General features: G+C 65.8%; 14 protein-coding genes. 4 read left to right on the top strand and 10 right to left on the bottom strand.

The window, feature by feature from the left end:
• The first annotated feature begins 41 nt into the window (after window positions 1-41).
• The 4 genes from aroE (at window position 42) to VT03_RS02425 (ending at window position 4551) form a co-directional block, all read left to right on the top strand.
• Window positions 42-899: a shikimate dehydrogenase gene (gene aroE / locus VT03_RS02440; protein ID WP_075091514.1), complete on the top strand. Its 858-nt coding sequence runs from the start codon at window positions 42-44 to the stop codon at window positions 897-899.
• Between the two features lie 203 nt (window positions 900-1102).
• Window positions 1103-1978: a UbiA-like polyprenyltransferase gene (locus tag VT03_RS02435; protein WP_075091513.1), complete on the top strand. Its 876-nt coding sequence runs from the start codon at window positions 1103-1105 to the stop codon at window positions 1976-1978.
• Between the two features lie 82 nt (window positions 1979-2060).
• A complete protein-coding gene (locus tag VT03_RS02430; protein ID WP_075091512.1) occupies window positions 2061-3521 on the top strand; it encodes a cryptochrome/photolyase family protein in 1461 nt (486 codons plus the stop codon).
• 544 nt (window positions 3522-4065) lie between these two features.
• Entirely contained in the window at window positions 4066-4551 is a 486-nt protein-coding gene (locus VT03_RS02425) for a hypothetical protein (protein ID WP_075091511.1), read from the top strand.
• A gap of 78 nt (window positions 4552-4629) precedes the next feature.
• On the opposite strand, the gene VT03_RS02420 is transcribed toward VT03_RS02425, so the two are convergent.
• The 10 genes from VT03_RS02420 to VT03_RS02375 form a co-directional block, all read right to left on the bottom strand.
• Window positions 4630-6921 (bottom strand): prenyltransferase/squalene oxidase repeat-containing protein, encoded by a 2292-nt coding sequence (locus tag VT03_RS02420; RefSeq protein WP_075091510.1) that lies wholly within the window; start codon window positions 6919-6921, stop codon window positions 4630-4632.
• 327 nt (window positions 6922-7248) lie between these two features.
• Window positions 7249-8373 (bottom strand): 3-dehydroquinate synthase, encoded by a 1125-nt coding sequence (aroB, locus tag VT03_RS02415; protein WP_075091509.1) that lies wholly within the window; start codon window positions 8371-8373, stop codon window positions 7249-7251.
• 73 nt (window positions 8374-8446) lie between these two features.
• Window positions 8447-8680, bottom strand: a complete 234-nt coding sequence (locus VT03_RS02410) for an FmdB family zinc ribbon protein (RefSeq protein ID WP_075091508.1) — start codon at window positions 8678-8680, stop codon at window positions 8447-8449.
• 445 nt (window positions 8681-9125) lie between these two features.
• Window positions 9126-10235, bottom strand: coding sequence for a hypothetical protein (locus VT03_RS02405; RefSeq protein ID WP_075091507.1), 1110 nt, complete (start codon window positions 10233-10235; stop codon window positions 9126-9128).
• Window positions 10236-10406: 171 nt separating this feature from the next.
• On the bottom strand, window positions 10407-11540 hold the full coding sequence (gene ribD, locus VT03_RS02400; protein ID WP_197489174.1) for a bifunctional diaminohydroxyphosphoribosylaminopyrimidine deaminase/5-amino-6-(5-phosphoribosylamino)uracil reductase RibD: 1134 nt from the start codon (window positions 11538-11540) through the stop codon (window positions 10407-10409).
• 62 nt (window positions 11541-11602) lie between these two features.
• Window positions 11603-12901 (bottom strand): leucine-rich repeat domain-containing protein, encoded by a 1299-nt coding sequence (locus VT03_RS02395; RefSeq protein ID WP_075091506.1) that lies wholly within the window; start codon window positions 12899-12901, stop codon window positions 11603-11605.
• A gap of 252 nt (window positions 12902-13153) precedes the next feature.
• Entirely contained in the window at window positions 13154-13408 is a 255-nt protein-coding gene (locus VT03_RS02390; protein WP_156514240.1) for a hypothetical protein, read from the bottom strand.
• Window positions 13392-14447, bottom strand: a complete 1056-nt coding sequence (locus VT03_RS02385) for a DUF1559 domain-containing protein (protein WP_075091504.1) — start codon at window positions 14445-14447, stop codon at window positions 13392-13394. The genes VT03_RS02390 and VT03_RS02385 overlap by 17 nt, the downstream gene beginning before the upstream one ends.
• A gap of 216 nt (window positions 14448-14663) precedes the next feature.
• Window positions 14664-15389, bottom strand: a complete 726-nt coding sequence (locus VT03_RS02380) for a tetratricopeptide repeat protein (RefSeq protein ID WP_075091503.1) — start codon at window positions 15387-15389, stop codon at window positions 14664-14666.
• A gap of 636 nt (window positions 15390-16025) precedes the next feature.
• Window positions 16026-17105, bottom strand: a complete 1080-nt coding sequence (locus VT03_RS02375) for a ribonucleotide-diphosphate reductase subunit beta (protein WP_075091502.1) — start codon at window positions 17103-17105, stop codon at window positions 16026-16028.
• Window positions 17106-17171: the final 66 nt, after the last annotated feature.

Below are 17171 nucleotides of genomic sequence, written 5' to 3'. Positions count from 1 at the left end.
CGGTTTCGACAGCGCCGCGTCCCCAACCCTCTGAAAACTCCATGTCGAAGGTCCTGAACTTCAAACAGGAACTGACCGCCTGCTTCGGTCAACCTGTCTCCGAAAACCCGACCCAGGTCATGATGGAGGCCGCCTACCGGCACCACGGACTCGACTGGCGATACCTGACCATCGAAGTCGCCCCGAACGACCTCGCGGCCGGCGTCGCCGGCGCACGGGCCATGGGCTTCCGCGGCTTCAACTGCACCATCCCGCACAAAGTCGCCGTCATCGCCCACCTCGACGGCCTCGGCGAATCCGCCTCCCTCATGGGAGCGGTCAACTGCGTCGTCCGGCGGGGCGAAAAACTCATCGGCGAAAACACCGACGGCAAGGGCTTCGTCAAATCGCTCAAGGAACTGGTCGACCCGACCGGAAAGCGCGCGGTGATCTTCGGAGCCGGGGGCGCGGCCCGAGCAATCGGTGTCGAAGTCGCCCTGGCCGGCGCGACGGAGATCACGATCGTGAACCGCTCCCCCTCCCGCGGGAAGGAACTGGTGGCCCTGCTGACCGACAAGGTCCGAGTCAAGACGAATCTCGTCGCCTGGGACCAGGATTACGTCGTCCCCGAAGGAGTCGACATCGTCATTAACGCCACGTCGATCGGCCTCTTCCCGGATGTCGACGCCCGGCTCGCTCTCGACGTGAACTCCCTTCGGTCCGGCATGGTCGTGGCCGACGTGATTCCCAACCCGCCGAAAACCCGCCTCGTCCGGGACGCCACGGCCCGGGGCTGCAAGGTCATCGACGGCCTTGGCATGCTGGTCAACCAGGGGATCATCGGCGTCCACTACTGGTCCGGCATTGAGCCGGACGCCGCCGTGATGCGAAAGGCGCTCGAAGACGTCTTCGGCGCGTAGACACTGCCTGGAAACTCACACTAGCCCGACGCGCAAGCGAGCGACGAGCCGCGAATTCCTTCGCTCGCGCTTCGGTCTAGCACGGTCAGTTTCCAAACAAGGCCAGAAACCAGTTGAATGCGGCAGCCGTTTGCGGTCGGGAGCGTGAGCGGCGACGGTCCGTTCGTCCGAGCCGTCGTTTGCTCCCTACCTGATACCGAGTGATGTTTCAGACTGTCCGGCATATTCTCGAGCTGATCCGTTTCAGCCATACGGTCTTCGCCCTCCCGTTCGCCCTCTTTGCGGCGATCCTGGCGTGGCGGAATCATCCGTTCCGCTGGCAGGAGCTGATCGGGATCCTGATCTGCATGGTGACCGCCCGTTCGGCCGCGATGGCGTTCAACCGCCTCGTCGACAGGGACATCGACCAGGACAACCCGCGGACCGCCCGCCGGCACATTCCGGCCGGGCTCCTCACCGCCCGGTCGGTGGCGGCCTTCACCGTCGTCAACAGCGCGGCGTTCATTGCCGCGACGCTCCTCTTCCTGCCGAACCGCTGGCCGCTGATCCTCTCGGTCCCCGTACTGCTGTTTCTACTCGGGTACTCCTACGCCAAACGGTGGACCGCGTGGTGCCACTACTGGCTCAGCGCCGCCCTGATGCTCTCGCCGATCGCCACCTGGATCGCGATCCGCGGGACGGTCGAGTGGCCTGCCGTCCTGATGGCGGCGGTGATCTTCTTCTGGGTCGGAGGCTTCGACATCCTCTACGCGACGCAGGACGCGGACTTTGATCGCGAACGAAAGCTGTTCAGCATCCCGGCCCGGTTCGGAGTGGCGCGGGCCCTGCGGCTCGCAGCGTTGAGCCATGTCCTGACGAGCCTGTGCCTCTTCGGCCTCTGGTGGGCTGCGGGACTGGGACCGATCTTCCTGGGAGGAGTGATCGTCTTTTCACTGCTCCTCGTTTACGAGCACTCCCTCGTCCGGCCGGACAATCTGGCCCGCGTCAACGTGGCGTTCTTCCAGGTCAACGCCGTTATCAGTGTCGGCATCCTGCTGCTGGGGGCGATCGACGTCCTGGCCAGCCGCGGCGGAACTTGAAGCCCCGTTCTTGGGCGTGACGCCAAGGGGGCGGCGCACAGTCAGTCGACCTACGGTTGGAGCTTCTGCAAGACAGGCTTTCATGGCGGGTTCTCTCCTCCTGTTTCAGAACGACCTGCGGATCGAGGACCACCCGGCCCTCCACGCGGCGCGAACCGAGGCGGACTGGGTCTGTCCGCTGTTCGTCTGGTCTCCCGCCGACGAGAAGCCCTGGGCTCCCGGCGCCGCGTCGCGGTGGTGGCTGCACCATTCCCTCCTGGCTCTGCAGGAGCGTCTCGCCGGCCGGGGAGCACCGCTCGTGATCCGCTCGGGAGACGTGTCCGAGACCGTTCAAGCGATCGCGAAGGAAACCGGCGCCGAATCGGTCTACTGGTCCGCCCGCTACGAGCCCCACACAGCGGCGCTGCAGAGCGATCTGCGAAAAGATCTCCAGAAGCGCGGGCTCAAGGTTCGGATCTTTCCCGGCCGGACGCTCTTCGATCCTTCGACGCTCCTCAACAAGAGCCACGAGCCGTTCCAGGTCTTTACGCCGTTCTGGAGGTCCTGCGTCGCCCGGATCGAGGAGTCGGGGTTGCCCCAGGCGATCCCCACCCCGCGGCACCTCACGCCCCCGCCGCGGCGGGTCCGTTCGCAGGAGGTCGCCGACCTTGGGCTGCTCCCCAAGATCCCCTGGGATGCGGAGTTCGGGCCCACCTGGAAGCCGGGGGAGGAGGGAGCCCACAAGCGGCTCCGGCATCTCCTGGGGATCGCGGCTCAGTACCACGACCTTCGGAACCGACCCGACCTCGACGGCACCTCTGCTCTCTCGCCGCATCTTCATTTCGGCGAGATCACCCCGCGGCAGATCGCCCAGGCTGTTCTCGACGAGTTCGGAGTCACACCGCAGGAATGGTCCCGGTTGCCGGAGGGGCCGCGGGTTTTCCTGGCCGAAATCGGTTGGCGCGAGTTCGCCCACGCCGTCCTTTATCACTTCCCCCAGACCGACCGGGCTCCGCTGAAGTCCAAGTTCGAAGCATTTCCCTGGAAGTACGCCCAGCGGCCGCTCAGGACGTGGCAGCGGGGCCTGACCGGCTACCCGATCGTCGATGCCGGAATGCGGCAGCTCTGGCGGACCGGTTGGATGCACAACCGCGTGCGGATGATTGTCGGCTCGTTCCTGACGAAGGACCTGCTTCAGTCCTGGCAGGCGGGAGCGGAATGGTTCTGGGACACGCTCGTCGACGCGGATCTCGCCAACAACACGCTCGGCTGGCAGTGGATTTCGGGTTGTGGAGCGGACGCCTCACCCTACTTCCGCATCTTTAACCCCATCATGCAGGGGAGAAGGTACGATCCGGAGGGGAGCTACATTCGCCAGTGGGTGCCGGAGTTGGCCAAGCTCCCCGCGGACGTGATTCACGAGCCATGGACGGCTGCCCCCGAAGTCCTGAGCGGGGCGGGTGTCGTCCTGGGAGAAACTTACCCCCAGCCGATGGTCGACCACGCCGCCGCGCGGGTGGAGGCTCTCGAGGCTCTGGCGAAGACGAAGGAAGCCCGCGACTGAGTTTTAGTGTCCCCCAGCCTCTCCGGCCCAAGAACCGGGTCCAGGGGCACCCTGGTGGGGGATGCAAGGGGGCAACGCCTCCTTGCCCGCCGGAGGCCCTCTCGTCGAGAGATGTCTGAAGGAGCACGTGTCCAATCGCGGACAGCGTGCCGTATGCCCCCTCACCAACCCGCGGGGATTGCGACGCCAGCGGTGTATTTTGAGGGAGTCCTCAACGCCGGTACCACAAACCGGACATCCGTTGCGTACCACGGTTCCTCATCGAAGTGCCTCCGGCGGCAAGGGGGTGCCCCCTTGACCCCGGCTGCCGTCGCACGTTGGGTTTGAGCTATGACAGTCCGTCCGGCAAGGACGCTTCAAGCCATTGGCCGTAGCCGGCCTCCCGAATCGTCTCCCGCGAATTCATCGCCTCTTCGCCGACGGCCAAACTCACTGACGGAAAATGATCCGGCAACGAATTTGCTTCGTTGCTCCTGCGCGAGCCGGCGGTGTCTGAACCTCCGAATCGCTGTCCGGCCCCCAGTCCCTTCGAAAGGTCGCTCCCATGCCGCAGTACGAATTCACAGCCGACCAGAACTCGCTGATTGGTGCCCTGGGCTCCAAAATGAAGGGGGTCGGAGCGTTCTTCATCATCGTCGGCATCCTTCACCTGCTCGTGACGGCCCTGATCATTGCTGCGATCTACCGCAACAACCTTCCCCCGGACGTCATGGCAAATGTCCCGGCGGAGGTGAAAGCCAAGCTGGAAACGCTTCCTCCGCAGCACCATCTGTGGGGCTTCGCGGCGAACGCCGGCATTTCGAGCCTGCTGTACCTTTGCCTCGGCGGATGGACGCGGGGCGCCGGGGCGTCCTTCCGGAAGATCTCCGCGACCGAGAACAACGACATCAGCCACCTGATGAACGGCCTCGGCTCGCTCAACAGCATGTACGCTCTGATCTACACGCTCCTGGTCTTCTTCATGCTCGCGGTCGTGGCGGCGATCGCGCTGGGCCTCTACGGCCAGTGGCAGCTGATGCAGGGGGCGTGACCCAGGCGGGAATTCCGACGAACGGCGAGGCAGCACGCGGCTGCCTCGCTCTTTTTGAGGCTCTGCGCCCCAGCCGGCTCACTCGACGGGAGCGGGCCCGCGTCGCGGGGCTTCCGTGGCAACGCCCCGATAGAGCGGCAGGTAGCGGTAGTAGACCTCGAGGCACATCGTCGCCATCGCGGTCGAATAGATCCGGCCTCCCGATCCTCCCCAGCGGTCAATTGGATCCCAGCTCCCGGCGTTGCGGCCGGTTTTGATCTGCTCGGAGACGAGAAGGTCCCGCATCGAGCCGTTCCAGGATCCCCACGGCTCTCCGCCGTGCTGGAACATCGCCAGCGTGCCGTAGTACCAGTAGTACAGGTTGTACTTCTCGCGGTTGGGGAGAGCCTGCTGGAGGTAGGTCACCGCCTCCTCGCTCGACGGATTTGTCCGCCGCATCCCCAGCATCTGCTTGCAGAAGAGGGCCTCTGCGGTCATGACGGGGGTGACCTGCTCCCCGGCACGATACGCCGCCAGCCCGCCGCTTCTCCCCGTGCTCCTGTTCTGCAGGAACTGGATCATCTTTGCCTTGGCGTCTGACGGAACCTCCACCCCCGCCGCCTCGGCGCTGCGGAGGGACATCAGCTGCCAGCCGAACATGCTCATGTCGCCATCCGGCTGACCGCGGAGATACCGCCACCCGCCGTCCTGGAGCTGGCACGAGAGTGTGTACTTCACGGCGTTGCTGAGCGGCCCGCGAAGCCAGGCGTTCGCCACCTTGTCCTGCGACAGGGCGTACGCTTCCGCCAGCGCAAAGGTCGCGATCCCGTGGCAATACATGGCGCTGTATTCGGAGGCATTGCGGCCCAGGAACCCGTCGGCCCGCTGCCCTTCGGCGAGCCAGCGGAGCGCCTTCGTCACCGCTTGCGAATGCGGTCCCTCCTCGGTCGTGTTCATCTTCCCCAGGTACGCGAGGACCGCGAGCGCCGTCACGCCGACGTCCGACTCCCGGCCGACGTTGTGCCGGTCGACCCCCTCGGAGTCGATCCGGACCCGTCCCGCCCCGTGGGCTTGGGCATCCCAGTAGCCCTCGGGCCGCTGGACCGACGTGAGATAGTTGAGGCTCAAGTCGACCGCCGCCTCGGTGGCATCGGAGCCGCCGAACTCGACGACCGCCCGGTCACGCTGTTCTTTGGCCCGCAGTTGATACGCGGCCGGGGTCTTGCCGCTTCCGGGCGAGACCGGAGCGAGCGGATCGCGGAGCATCGTCGGCAGCGACGGGGTGAGCTGCGGCAGCCCGTCGATCCGGGCGAGGTTCCCTTCGACGTTTCGTCCGGTTCCCGTGCCCGGTTCCGCCGCTCCGCCGGCGCCGGATTCCGAAGGACGGAACCGCTCGGGGGCGCCGCTTTCCGTCATCCCGCGGCCCGGTCCCATCCCCGTCCCGAGGCGGGCAATACTCGAAGAGACGCCGGGACGATTCGATGCGGGGCCCGGCTGGGGGATCGCGATCCCGTTTTCGGAGGTTTCCAGGAGCGTCGGGGGAGCCGGCGACATGCGGCCGCCGGTCGGTGCGGCTTCGGACAGATTCGGCGTCGGAGTCGCCTGCGGAAGCTGATTACGTCCCGGCGTGTCGAGCGAAGCCAGGCTGTCGACGCCGGAGATGTCCGCCTGGGGCCGTGAGGCGGCTGCCGAATCGGGCCGCTGCATTTCCGCGGCGGGAGCATCGGCGAAGGTCGGCGACGGACGGAACGGCGTGCTGCGAGGCTTGGCGTCGTTCCGGGCCTCGGCCTGAATCTCCTCGGTGGCGAGCGGATTCGCGTCGGCAGGGCGGGCCGCCGTCGGCGCTTCCAGAGGCATCGGTTTGACGATCGGCTCCACGGCGTCCGGGAGCGGGACCGACATGGCCTGCTGCGGCGCGATGGAGGCCTGCGCCGATTCCATCCGGTCGGGAGCCGCTTCCGCAGCCGGACGGTCGACGTCGATCGCCGTCCGGGCGGTGCTGGAGAGCGATTTCGTCGGAACGCGGTCCCAGATCGGCTGGGCGGTCCCGCGGCCGCTCGAGGCGGCTGCCGCCGGCCCCTCGGGCTGGGGAATGACCTTGGCGAAATGCTCCGCGTCGCGGGAGGCAGCGAAAAAGATCCGCTGCCGGTACTCCGGAATCAGGGCAATGATTCCGCACGCGAACGAAACGTGGACGGCCAGCGAGAAGAACAGGGCCTTCGAGGAGGTCCCGCGGTCTCCCCAGCGGGTCCCGAGCATCGTGATCAGGTGGGCCGAAGCGAGGACGAACCCCAGGCAGAGCGACAACACCAGCGCCGGCTGCAGGATTGCGACCCCGAGCTCAACGACATGCCACCGCTGCGCGGTGAGATCGAGGGCCGCCAGGATCATGCGGGCCTCGCAGCGGGGGCTTCCGGGCCGATCGGGTGGACCGGTTCCGTCCGTCCGAAATCCGTCCGGACGGCGCAGCACCACACGCAGCCGAGATCGCGCTCAGTCGCGATGCCGCAGGCAGACGGTGGGAGCATAGCGCCTCTCCTGAGGCGGAGACGTCGGGGGAACGGCCGCCGAAGCCGGTTCCGACCGGAAATTCCGGACCCCAAGAGTATAGGCCGACGGATTCCCGCCGGAGAGACCAGTCTCCCGCCAGCAAACCCAATTCGCCTTTTGGAGCCCCGGGCGGCACATTCTGCCGGACTTCGCCGTTCCCGGGCCGCTTCAGGCCAGGGAATTCGTCAGAAGTTCGTGGACCAGCGGCTCTTCCACCCCATCGACGAGTTCGACGTGACCGATCCGCGTCGGAAGGACGAACCGCAGCCGCCCCGACTCGGACTTCTTGTCGAGCCGCATCCGGGCGATCAGTTCCTCGGCGGGCCACGTCCCGGCCGGAAGCGAGACCGGAAGCCGCAGCCCGCTCAGCAAGGAGAGCTGCCGCGCGGTCGCCGCCGCGTCGATCCGCCCCAGCCGCTCGGCCAGCCGGCTGGCGTAGAGCATCCCGATCGACACCGCCTCGCCGTGCAGCAGCTCGCCGTAGCCCGCGATCGCCTCGAAGGCGTGGGCAAAGGTGTGGCCGTAGTTCAGGACCGCCCGCAGGCCGGTCCGCTCGTATTCGTCCTGCTCGACGACATCCGCCTTGAGCCGGCAGCTCCGGGCGATGGCGTACCGGAGCGCCGCCGGCTCCCGGGCGTTGAGCTCGGCGATGTGACCCTCGAGCCAGTCGAAGAACTCCGCGTCGAGAATGACGCCGTACTTCACGACTTCCGCCAGCCCCGCCCGGTACTCACGATCCGGCAGCGTTCCCAAGACCGCCGTGTCGATCAGCACGCCGAGCGGTTGGTGAAACGCGCCGATGAGGTTCTTCGCCTGGGGATGGTTAACCCCCGTCTTGCCGCCGACGGAACTGTCGACGTCGGCGAGCAGCGTCGTCGGGCACTGGATGAACGGCAGTCCGCGGTTGTAGGTCGCGGCGACGAATCCGGCGAGGTCTCCGACGACGCCGCCGCCGACGGCGAAGACGACAGCCCGCCGGTCCGCCCGCAGTTCGACGAGCCGGTCGTAACAGTGGCTGACGACTTCCAGCCGCTTCGTGTTTTCGCCTGCTTCGACGACGACGCTTGCGGTCTCCCAGCCGGCTGAGTCGAGACTTTTCCGGACGCCATCGGCGTGGGCCGCCACGTTCCGGTCGGTGATGACGATCGCCTGCCGCTTTCCTTTGCGGCCGAGCCGGTCGACCCACGGCGCGACATGGCCGGCGGCAGCGGGGAGCAGGCCGTCGGCGATCAGGATGTCGTAGCTCCGCTCACCGAGGTTGACGGAAACGGTGGTCGAGGCGGCTTGAGACACGGCGGCGGTAGGGAAGGAGCGGCGGGGGAGTTGGTGGGAACGGCGTGGCTGGCGGGAACGAGCCGGGGTGGGCTCAGTTCATCGGGAGCCGGCAGCAGGACGGGCTGCAGGGGGGAGCGGAGGTGGGCGGACAGGACGAGCCCATGACCGGCAGATCGCCGCGGCCCATGTGGGCGGCGGCCGGAGCGCTGAGGAGTTTTTCGAGACGCTTTCCCTGGCAGTGGGGACAGGTCACGGATTCGCCGGTGCGGACGAGCTGTTCGAACTCGTTTTCGCAGGACTCGCAGCGGTATTCGAAGATGGGCATGACGGTCGCTCGTGTCAGAAAACCGGAAGTGTATCCGACCGGCGGAGCGTGAACGAGCCAGCACTTCGCTGGCCTGAGCCGGGGTCCAGGGGGGGCACCCCTGGTGGGGGATGCAAGGGGGCCTGTGTTGTTTTTTGGCCCCTTGCCCGCCGGAGGCCTGGCCGTCGAGAGATGTCTGAAGGAGTCCGTGTCCAAACGCGGACAACGTGCCGGATGCCCCCTCACCAACCCGCGGGGAATGCAATGCGAACGGCGAGTTCTCAACGCCGATGGCCCAAAGCGGTCGTCCGTCGTTGACCACGGTTCCTCACCGGAGCGCCTCCGGCGGCCAGGGGTTCCCCCTGGACCCGGCCTCTCCACTCGCTTCGCTCGCAGAGAGTCGACAAAAAAAACGCGGAAACGGTTCTCCCGTTTCCGCGTCCGATTCCACGACAAACCCATTCGACTACGGCAACTGGATCGTCTTCAGATCCATCTTCCCATCTTCACCCTGAACAATGACCACCGCCGTCGCATCGTTCACCTTGTCGAGCTGCACAACCCCCTTCAGCTCGGCCACGGTGTCGTACTTCTGCCCGGCCACATTGCCGTCAACGACGTGCTCGGTGATCCCCTCTTCCCGCTCCAGGTCATCGGTGCTGACCTTCATCACACCCCGGGCACTGTTGGTCAGGAGGAGAAAATCCTTGCCGTCCTTCTTGTAGGCGATCATGTCGAGCGGACGATTGCGATTGCCCAGCTCGGCGACGGTCGTCCCCTTCACCTTCTCTCCCTTGCCGACGGCGGTTACCGGGAATTTGACCAGCGGCGTGCAGACGAACCCGGCCAGGACGTGCGGCTGACCATCAATCACGAACGGAACGAACGTCCGGATCGGAGACATGCTCTCCACGCGGCCATGAGCCCCGTGATAGATCTCCAGGTTGACTTCCTGGTCCTTGGGGCCAAACGGGAACAGGAACGAACGGACCGCCGACCCCTCCTTCGAGAGACCCGAGACGATCACCTGTCCTTCGACAAACGCCAGGTCGGTGATCGAATCGCCACGGGGATTGGCCTTACGACCCCGGCCGTCGACCTGCTCCTTGTCTTCGGGAGCGTTCGACAGCTCATTCTTGGAGAAGGCGACCTTCTCGAGCGAGAGCCGGCTCAGCTTGCCCGCTCCATCGACCTTGACGATCGCCGGCTTGCCATCGGCGTGGACCGACAGGAACACGTTGCCGGTCTTCGGGTTCACCGCCAGGTCATTGACGGTGATGTTCTTGGCGTCGGTTTTGAGCAGCTCGGAGAGCGCGCTCCCAAGTCCTTCGATGGTCCGATCCGCTGCCTTCTCGCCCCCCTTGTCACCGGTCTGGATGGCGAAGATCGTCGCCCCCTTGGTGTCGCCGATAAACAGGACCCCTTCTGGTCCGAAGGCGAGGGAGCCCGCCGACTTCAGCTCGGGCGTCCCCTCGGTCAGTCCGTAGATGTCGGCCGCCTGAGCCGTCCCGGCCGCCCCCGCCGCCAGGCACAGGGCCGCCACAGTCCGGCGAAAGAATGACTTGGATCGCGACATGAGAATCCCCTTGCAATGAGTGGATGACTGCGGGCCTCCCGGGCACGCATCGGCGGACGCGCCGATCCTACTCATGCCCGAAACGGGCTCACAAGGAACCGATGCGGAAGAATTGATGAATCGCAACAGCTTCAAGAACTGATGAAGCGGGGCGTCATTCCGCCCTAGCGATCATCGTGGCTGCACCGCGTTGATGTAGACGTCTCCATCGAGCGATTCCGTTGCCACGACGGAGAGACCGGACGCCATCACCTGCTCGGTTCCGAACCCGCCGAGCGGCGACTTTGCCGATGCCCCGCCGATGATCTTGGGGGCGACAAAGACGTGGTACTCGTCGAGCAGTCCGGCATCGTGGAACGCGCCGAGAACATCCCCGCCCCCTTCCACGAGAAGGTTCGTGAGCTTCCGCTGTCCGAGCCTCGACAGCAGCGCGGGAATGGAGACCCGCGGCGAGGCGGAGCCGTCAGCCGCAGCGCTCGGAACCGCGTCGAACAGCTCGACTTCGACACCCCGAGCAAGAAACGCTTCGCGACGGACTGCGTCCGCGGCGGAGGTCGTGGCGACGAGCGTCGGGAACTCCTGCGCCGTCTGGACGAGCTGGCAGTCGATCGGGGTCTGAAGCGTCGAGTCGAGGACGATCCGCAGCGGCGTCCGCGGGCCGGGGGGCCGGGCCGTCAGCAGGGGATCATCCGCGACAGCCGTCCCGCGGCCGACGAGGATCGCGTCCATCCTTCCCCGCAGCTCATGAACCCGCGCCCGCGAGCGTTCGTTCGAGATCCACTGCGAATGGCCCGTCCGCGTGGCGATCCGCCCGTCGAGCGACATTGCCCATTTGGCATGAACATACGGCCGGCCGAGCGTCATCAGCGTGACGAACGGCGCCACCACCTGCCGCGCTTCCGCCTCGCAGACCCCGACGATGACCTCGATCCCCGCCTCCCGGAGGATCGCGATTCCGCGACCCGCGACATGCGGCGCGGGATCGCCCGTGCCGAGGACCACCCGCCGGATCCCCGAGCTCACGACCAGCGGAGCACACGGGGGCGTCTTGCCGAAATGCGAACAGGGTTCGAGGGTGCAGTAAAGCGTCCCCCCGCCCGCGCGATCACCGGCCGCCCGGAGGGCATTCACTTCGGCATGCGGCCCGCCGAACCGCTCGTGGTTTCCCTCGCCGACCAGTTCCCCCTCCGGCGAGACCACGACGGCCCCGACCATCGGGTTCGGTTCGACCAGCCCCCGGCCCCGGCGGGCCAGCTCCAGCGCCCGCCGCATCGCTTCTTCGTCGGACGAGAACGTGATGGGCAAGGGGCATCCGTGGACGGTCGACAGTTCGCGGCAGGTTCAAAAGACCAGCTGCCGCAGCGGGACTACTCGTTGGCCGCGTCACCCGAGGCGACGGTGACGTTCGGCTGAGCCGCCTTGAACTTGGCCAGCCCCGCCTCGGTCGCCTTGTTGAGCGTCTTAAGGTTGATCTTCTTCAGCGTCTTCATGCCGGCGATCTTCGCCAGCCCCGCGTCGTCGATGTCCGACTCGGCCAGGCTCAGCTCTTCGAGAGCCGGCAGCGACGCGATGGCGTCGGCCCCGACCGGACCGATCGGGCACTTGCTGACGTCGAGCATCTTGAGCTTCTTGAGCCCGGCGAGGTTCTTGAACGACTCGTCGCTGACGTTCTGGACCTGGAACATCTTGAGCGTCGTCAGGTTCGTGAACTTCGCCAGGACTGCCATGTCGGCGTCGACGAACGGGCACTCGGAGATATCGAGGTAGGCCAGCGTCGGCGCGCTTCCTTCCACCGCCGCCAGACCTTCGCCGGTGACGTTCGTCCCGCGGACGCGGAGGTCGGTGAGCTTCGTCAGCCCCTTGAGCTGCTTGAAGCCGTCCGAGCTGACGAGGGTCCGCATCAGGTTGAGCTTCGTCAGCTCCGGCATCTGGGCGACGAATTCCATGGCCGAGTCGCCGAGCTGGGCGTCTTCGACTTCCAGAATCCGCAGGTTCTTGAGCGTCGTCAGCGACTTGATACCGGCATCCGTGATTCCGTAGGAGCGGAGCTTGATGTCCTTCAGGCCCGTGTGGTTTTCGAGCTTGGCGAGGCCGGCATCGGTGATGTAGTTGCAGCCGCGGAGGTCGAGGGCCTGGAGCTCCTTGAGCTTGGCGACTTCATCGAGCCCGGCGTCGGACGTGAAAGTGTAGAGGAGTTCCAGCACCCGCAGCTTGGGGGTGTACTGGAGGTTGGCGAGGGCCGCGTCGGTCATCTTGCTGCAGCGGCGCAGGCCGAGCCGAGTGATCGGCGGGAGGTCCTTGAGGATCTCGAGGCCCTTGTCGGAGACTTCGGACTTCTCGAGGCTCAGCGTGGCGAGGTAGGGGAACCCCTTGAGGTGCGGCAGGTCCTCGTCCTTGACCTCGCGGGTCGACGTCCCGCAGTTGACCGCCACGACGGAGCCGGCGGCGTCCTTCGTCAGCGTGACGCCGATCTCTTCCAGGGCCTTGATGGCCGCCGCATCGTCCGCCTTGCGGACTTCCTTGACCGCTTCCGCCTTGGGGGGCGTCGGGTTCGGCTGCTTGGGGGGCTCGGTCTGAGGGCATCCACTGAGCGTCGCGACCAGCACCGCTCCGGTCAGCGTTGGGAGAAGACGGGCGAAGGGGCGACAGCGGCGGAGGCGGGGCATATCGAGGTTTCCGGTCAAGTCAGCCAGGGATCAGGCGGGAAGCTGTTGATGATACAAACGCCGCCACCCCGAACAAGCCGCGCAGCCCCTTCCGCGCCTCTCGCGGTCGAGGGGCGATCCCGGGCGGCTCCCCGGATCATCGCGCCCCTGTTGTCCCAACTCTTCGCCCGACCGCGGCCGCGCAAAGCCAATCGGAGCCGCCCCGCCAGGCGGCGGGACGACTCCGATCAACGGACAGCCGGAGAGGCCGAGCTACTGGCGATCCGGCACGGGGGCCGGAGGCGGAGGCGCTTTCCGACCGGCGCTGCGCCACATCTTGTCCCAGTTCTCCCGATCGATCTGTTCGGACTCGCGAAAGGCCTCCTGGTACGCCTCCGGTGACAGCATCTCCTGCCGCGGCGGCCACAACCGGGACGCGGCGCGCCACGCCGCAATCATTCCTCCCGCCAGGATCAGCAGAACGAACCCCTTTCGTACCGGGGAGAGCTCTTTAAAACTCGGCAACACGCTCGCCTCCTTCGCGCGTTGCCAGGGCCCGGAACATCCGTCCGGCGGCATTCGGATTGACCTCGTCGCGGGTCGGGGCGCCGGTCCCTTCGGGGTACTGGTATCCGGACTGCGCGTCTCCGTTGATGTTCTCGCTGATGAATCGGACGGAGCCGTCTGCCATCACGAACTGCGCCCCGCCCGGATGATCCGAACGGAACGAAGTCATGTAGCTGGCCCAGATGTTGATGTTGGGGGTGACCGTGAAGTCGTAGTTGTCGTGCGTGTTGAGCTTGTTGCAGGCCAGCGTGGCAAACGTCGCATAGGTGTCGATCCAGCTCGCGCCGGTCACGCCCGAAGTGACAGGCCGGCGGGTGGCGGGCTCGATCACGGTCCCCCACCGCTCGCCGTAGGCAATCGTGTTGGAGGTGCCGTCAATGATGTCGTTGAGCCGGACGGTGATTCCCCCGCTCCGGACTCCGCAGTTCATCCCGGCGACGTCGATCATGCCGTTGAAGTACATCTTCCCTGCGGGAAAGTAGACGCAGTAGTAGTGCGTCGGATCGGTTCCGGGGCACATCCAGGCCCACGCGTAGCTCGTGTCGCCAGCGTTGACGCCGTACGAGCAGTATGTGCTCGGCGCTCCGCTCGGTTTCGGATCGGAGGGGCAGAGGTAGACCGGAATCGAAGGCCGCGCCGCCAGGGGGACCTCCAACTGGTTGTAGACCGCGGCCTGATCGAGGAACGGGAGCAGCAGCATCAGCGGCGAGCGGGCCGGCTTGCAGGCGGCGGGGTTCGTGGCGTTCGGCGGGCCGTGCGCCCACAGATGCGGCAGGGCCCCGCGGGCCTCGTGGAAGTTGTGCATCGCTAACCCGATCTGCTTCAGGTTGTTCTTGCACTGGGCGGCGCGGGCCGCCTCGCGGGCACTCTGGACGGCGGGGAGCAGGAGAGAGACCAGGATCGCGATGATCGCAATCACGACGAGCAGTTCGATGAGCGTAAAGCCGCACCGTCGCGAAGAGGATTCGCGCGGCGTGGCAGGGCCGAGGGATCGGCGCATGGCAGCAACCTTTCACAAAGGGTGAAACGGAAACGCTGCGTGGCTGGCAGATCCAGGCTGAAGGCTGGCTACGTCAGCAGACAAAGGTGGGTGAGCGAGGAGCGGCGGGTGGACGCGGGGCAGCCTTCTTCAGGCCGATGGGGGCGGGCTTTTCGGAGGCCGAGGAACGGGTGGGGTGAGGCGGTTGGCGGGCGTCGTCGCGACGGCGACGGAGGCCTACTCGGGCGAGGTCTCGCCCAGGTTCGATCGGCACCGCTCCAGCCGCTCCGAATCGTTGAGGCGTTCGTAGAGTGTCGCGATCCGGGCGAGGCAGCACTGGCAGGTGATCGTGTCGATCTGATTCAGCGTGAGGGACTCGATGGCGGCGCACGCCTCGTCGATCCGCTTGTGCTGCATCAGGTGCGTGGCGAGGCCGACGCGATAGCGGGCCGAGCGGGGGTCGAGGGCGATCGACTTCCGGATCAGGCTCTCGACGTGCCGCGGCAGGACGCCACAGCGGGAACCGTAGAACCCCATGTCGTAGTAGGCGCGGGCGAACTCGGGATCCTGCTGCGTCGCGGCGCGGCAGGCGTGCATGGCGAGGACCGGCTGTTCGAAGCGGCCGAGGGCCTGGGCGACCGCCAGGAGCTGCTGCGGCGAAATGGCTTCGTGCGAGATCTCAAGGGCGAGCAGGTCGGTGGCGAGGTCGGTCTTGCCGATCAGGCCGTAGGCGATCGCGAGGCGAATCCGGGATTCAAGGCCGAGGGGGATGAGGAGGGAGGCCTTTTCCAGGGCGGAGATTGCCAGCGGCGTGCGGCCTTCTTCGAAGTGGATCAGCCCAGCCAGTTCCCAGGCCCGGCCGTCTTCGCGGTGGGAGTGGAGGTAGCACCGGGCGATCCGTGCGGCGCGGTCAAGCTCGCCGGCGTCCATGGCGGATCGGATGTCTTCACGCGTGTAGACCATGAGGCGGTGGTGGCGGGCAAAGGGGGACGAAAACCTCCCCGAGAGTTGGGTGCCTCTCGGGGAGGAAAGGGTGTCGGCGGCTGTGGAGTGCCGCCCGCTCAGTGCTTCCGCCATAAGTGGAAACTGAGACTCAGTCTCATGATAATTGCGTGGTCGGTCGCAGTTTGCAACGGACAAAATGCCTCCCCGGTTGAAGGCTGATCTGCAAAATGTGCGGGCGAAACACTTTAGGGAATTATTTCGCCGACTTGCTCACGTTTGTCAGCCCGACCGAAGCAGCCCTTCACGTAACCGGCCTGACCCTTCACCGGGTCCAGGGGCACCCTGGTGGGGAGTGCAGAGGGGCCTGTGTTGTTTCTTTGGCCCTTTGCCCGCCGGAGGCCTGGCCGTCGAGAGATGTCTGAAGGAGCGCGTGTCCAAGCGCGGACAACGTGCCGTATGCCCCTCACCAACCCGCTGCGTGCGGAGCGAGCGGTGAGTCCTCAACGCCGGTCCCACAAAGGGGACGTCCGTTGTGTCCCACGGTTCCTCAACGAAAATGCCTCCGGCGGCAAGGGGGCGTGGCCCCCTTGACCCCAAGCTGCCGTCGCACATTGGGTTTGAGCTATGGACGCCGTTCCGGCAAGGGCGCCGTTCTCAGTCCCAGCTCAGCGTCGACGCACTCTGATACTCCGTCACCCGCGTCTCGAAGAAATTCTTCTCCTTCGACAGATCCATCGTCTCACTCATCCAAGGAAACGGGTTCGACGACCCATACTGCGTCGGCAACCCGATCCGCTCCAGCCGACGATCCGCAATGAACTGAACATAGTCCCGGAACAGTTCGGCATTGAGCCCCAGAATCCCCCGCGGCAGACAGTCGCGGGCATACTCAATCTCCAACTCCACCGCCTGCCGGATCCGATCTACCATCGCCTGCTGGAACTCGGCCGTCCAAAGATGCGGATTCTCATTCCGGATCCCGTTGATGAGGTCGATCCCGAAGTTCAAGTGGATCGTCTCGTCCCGCAGGATGTACTGAAACTGCTCCCCAATCCCCGTCATCAGGTTCCGTCGGTGGAACGACAGCACCATCACGAACCCGGTGTAAAAGAAGATTCCCTCCATGATCAGGTAATAACCGATCAGGTTCTTCAGAAACGCCTGAGCCCCTTCAAAAGTGTCAGTCGTGAAACTCGGATCGAGGATCTCCGTCGTCAGCTCCATCTCGAAGTCGTCCTTCTTCGCGATCGCCGGCACCTCGTGATACATGTTGAAAACCTCCCCCTCATTGAGGCCCAGGCTCTCCACGACGTACAGAAACGTATGCGTGTGCACGGCTTCTTCGAAGGCCTGCCGCAGGAGGTACTGGCGGCACTCGGCGTTCGTCACATGGCGGAAGATCGCCAGGACAAGGTTGTTGCCGACAAGGCTCTCGGCGGTCGCAAAGAACCCCAGGTTCCGCAGAATCACCCGCCGCTCGTCCGGCGTGAGCTTGCTCGACCGCCACGTCTCGATGTCCTTGTTCATCGCGACTTCGGTCGGCATCCAGTGGTTCGCACAGGCGTTGACGTAGTGCTCCCACGCCCACTTGTACTTGAGCGGCATGAGCTGGTTGACGTCGACCTGATGGCAACTGATGAGCCGCTTCGAACTGGCATCGATCCGGCCGAGCCCGGCGGCTGCGGAGGAGGGAGCGGAGGCCGTCGAGGGAGCGAGCGTCTCGGAGAGGAACATGGGCGGTCTTTCGTTCGGATCGTGATGCGACATTCCCTGCCGCAGACGGGGTGAGAAGGGGGACGT

This window comes from Planctomyces sp. SH-PL14 (genome assembly GCF_001610835.1).
In the GTDB taxonomy this organism is placed as follows: Bacteria; Planctomycetota; Planctomycetia; order Planctomycetales; family Planctomycetaceae; genus Planctomyces_A.
Note: the sequence above shows the minus strand (reverse complement) of the source record. Positions and strands in the feature narration are given on the sequence as shown.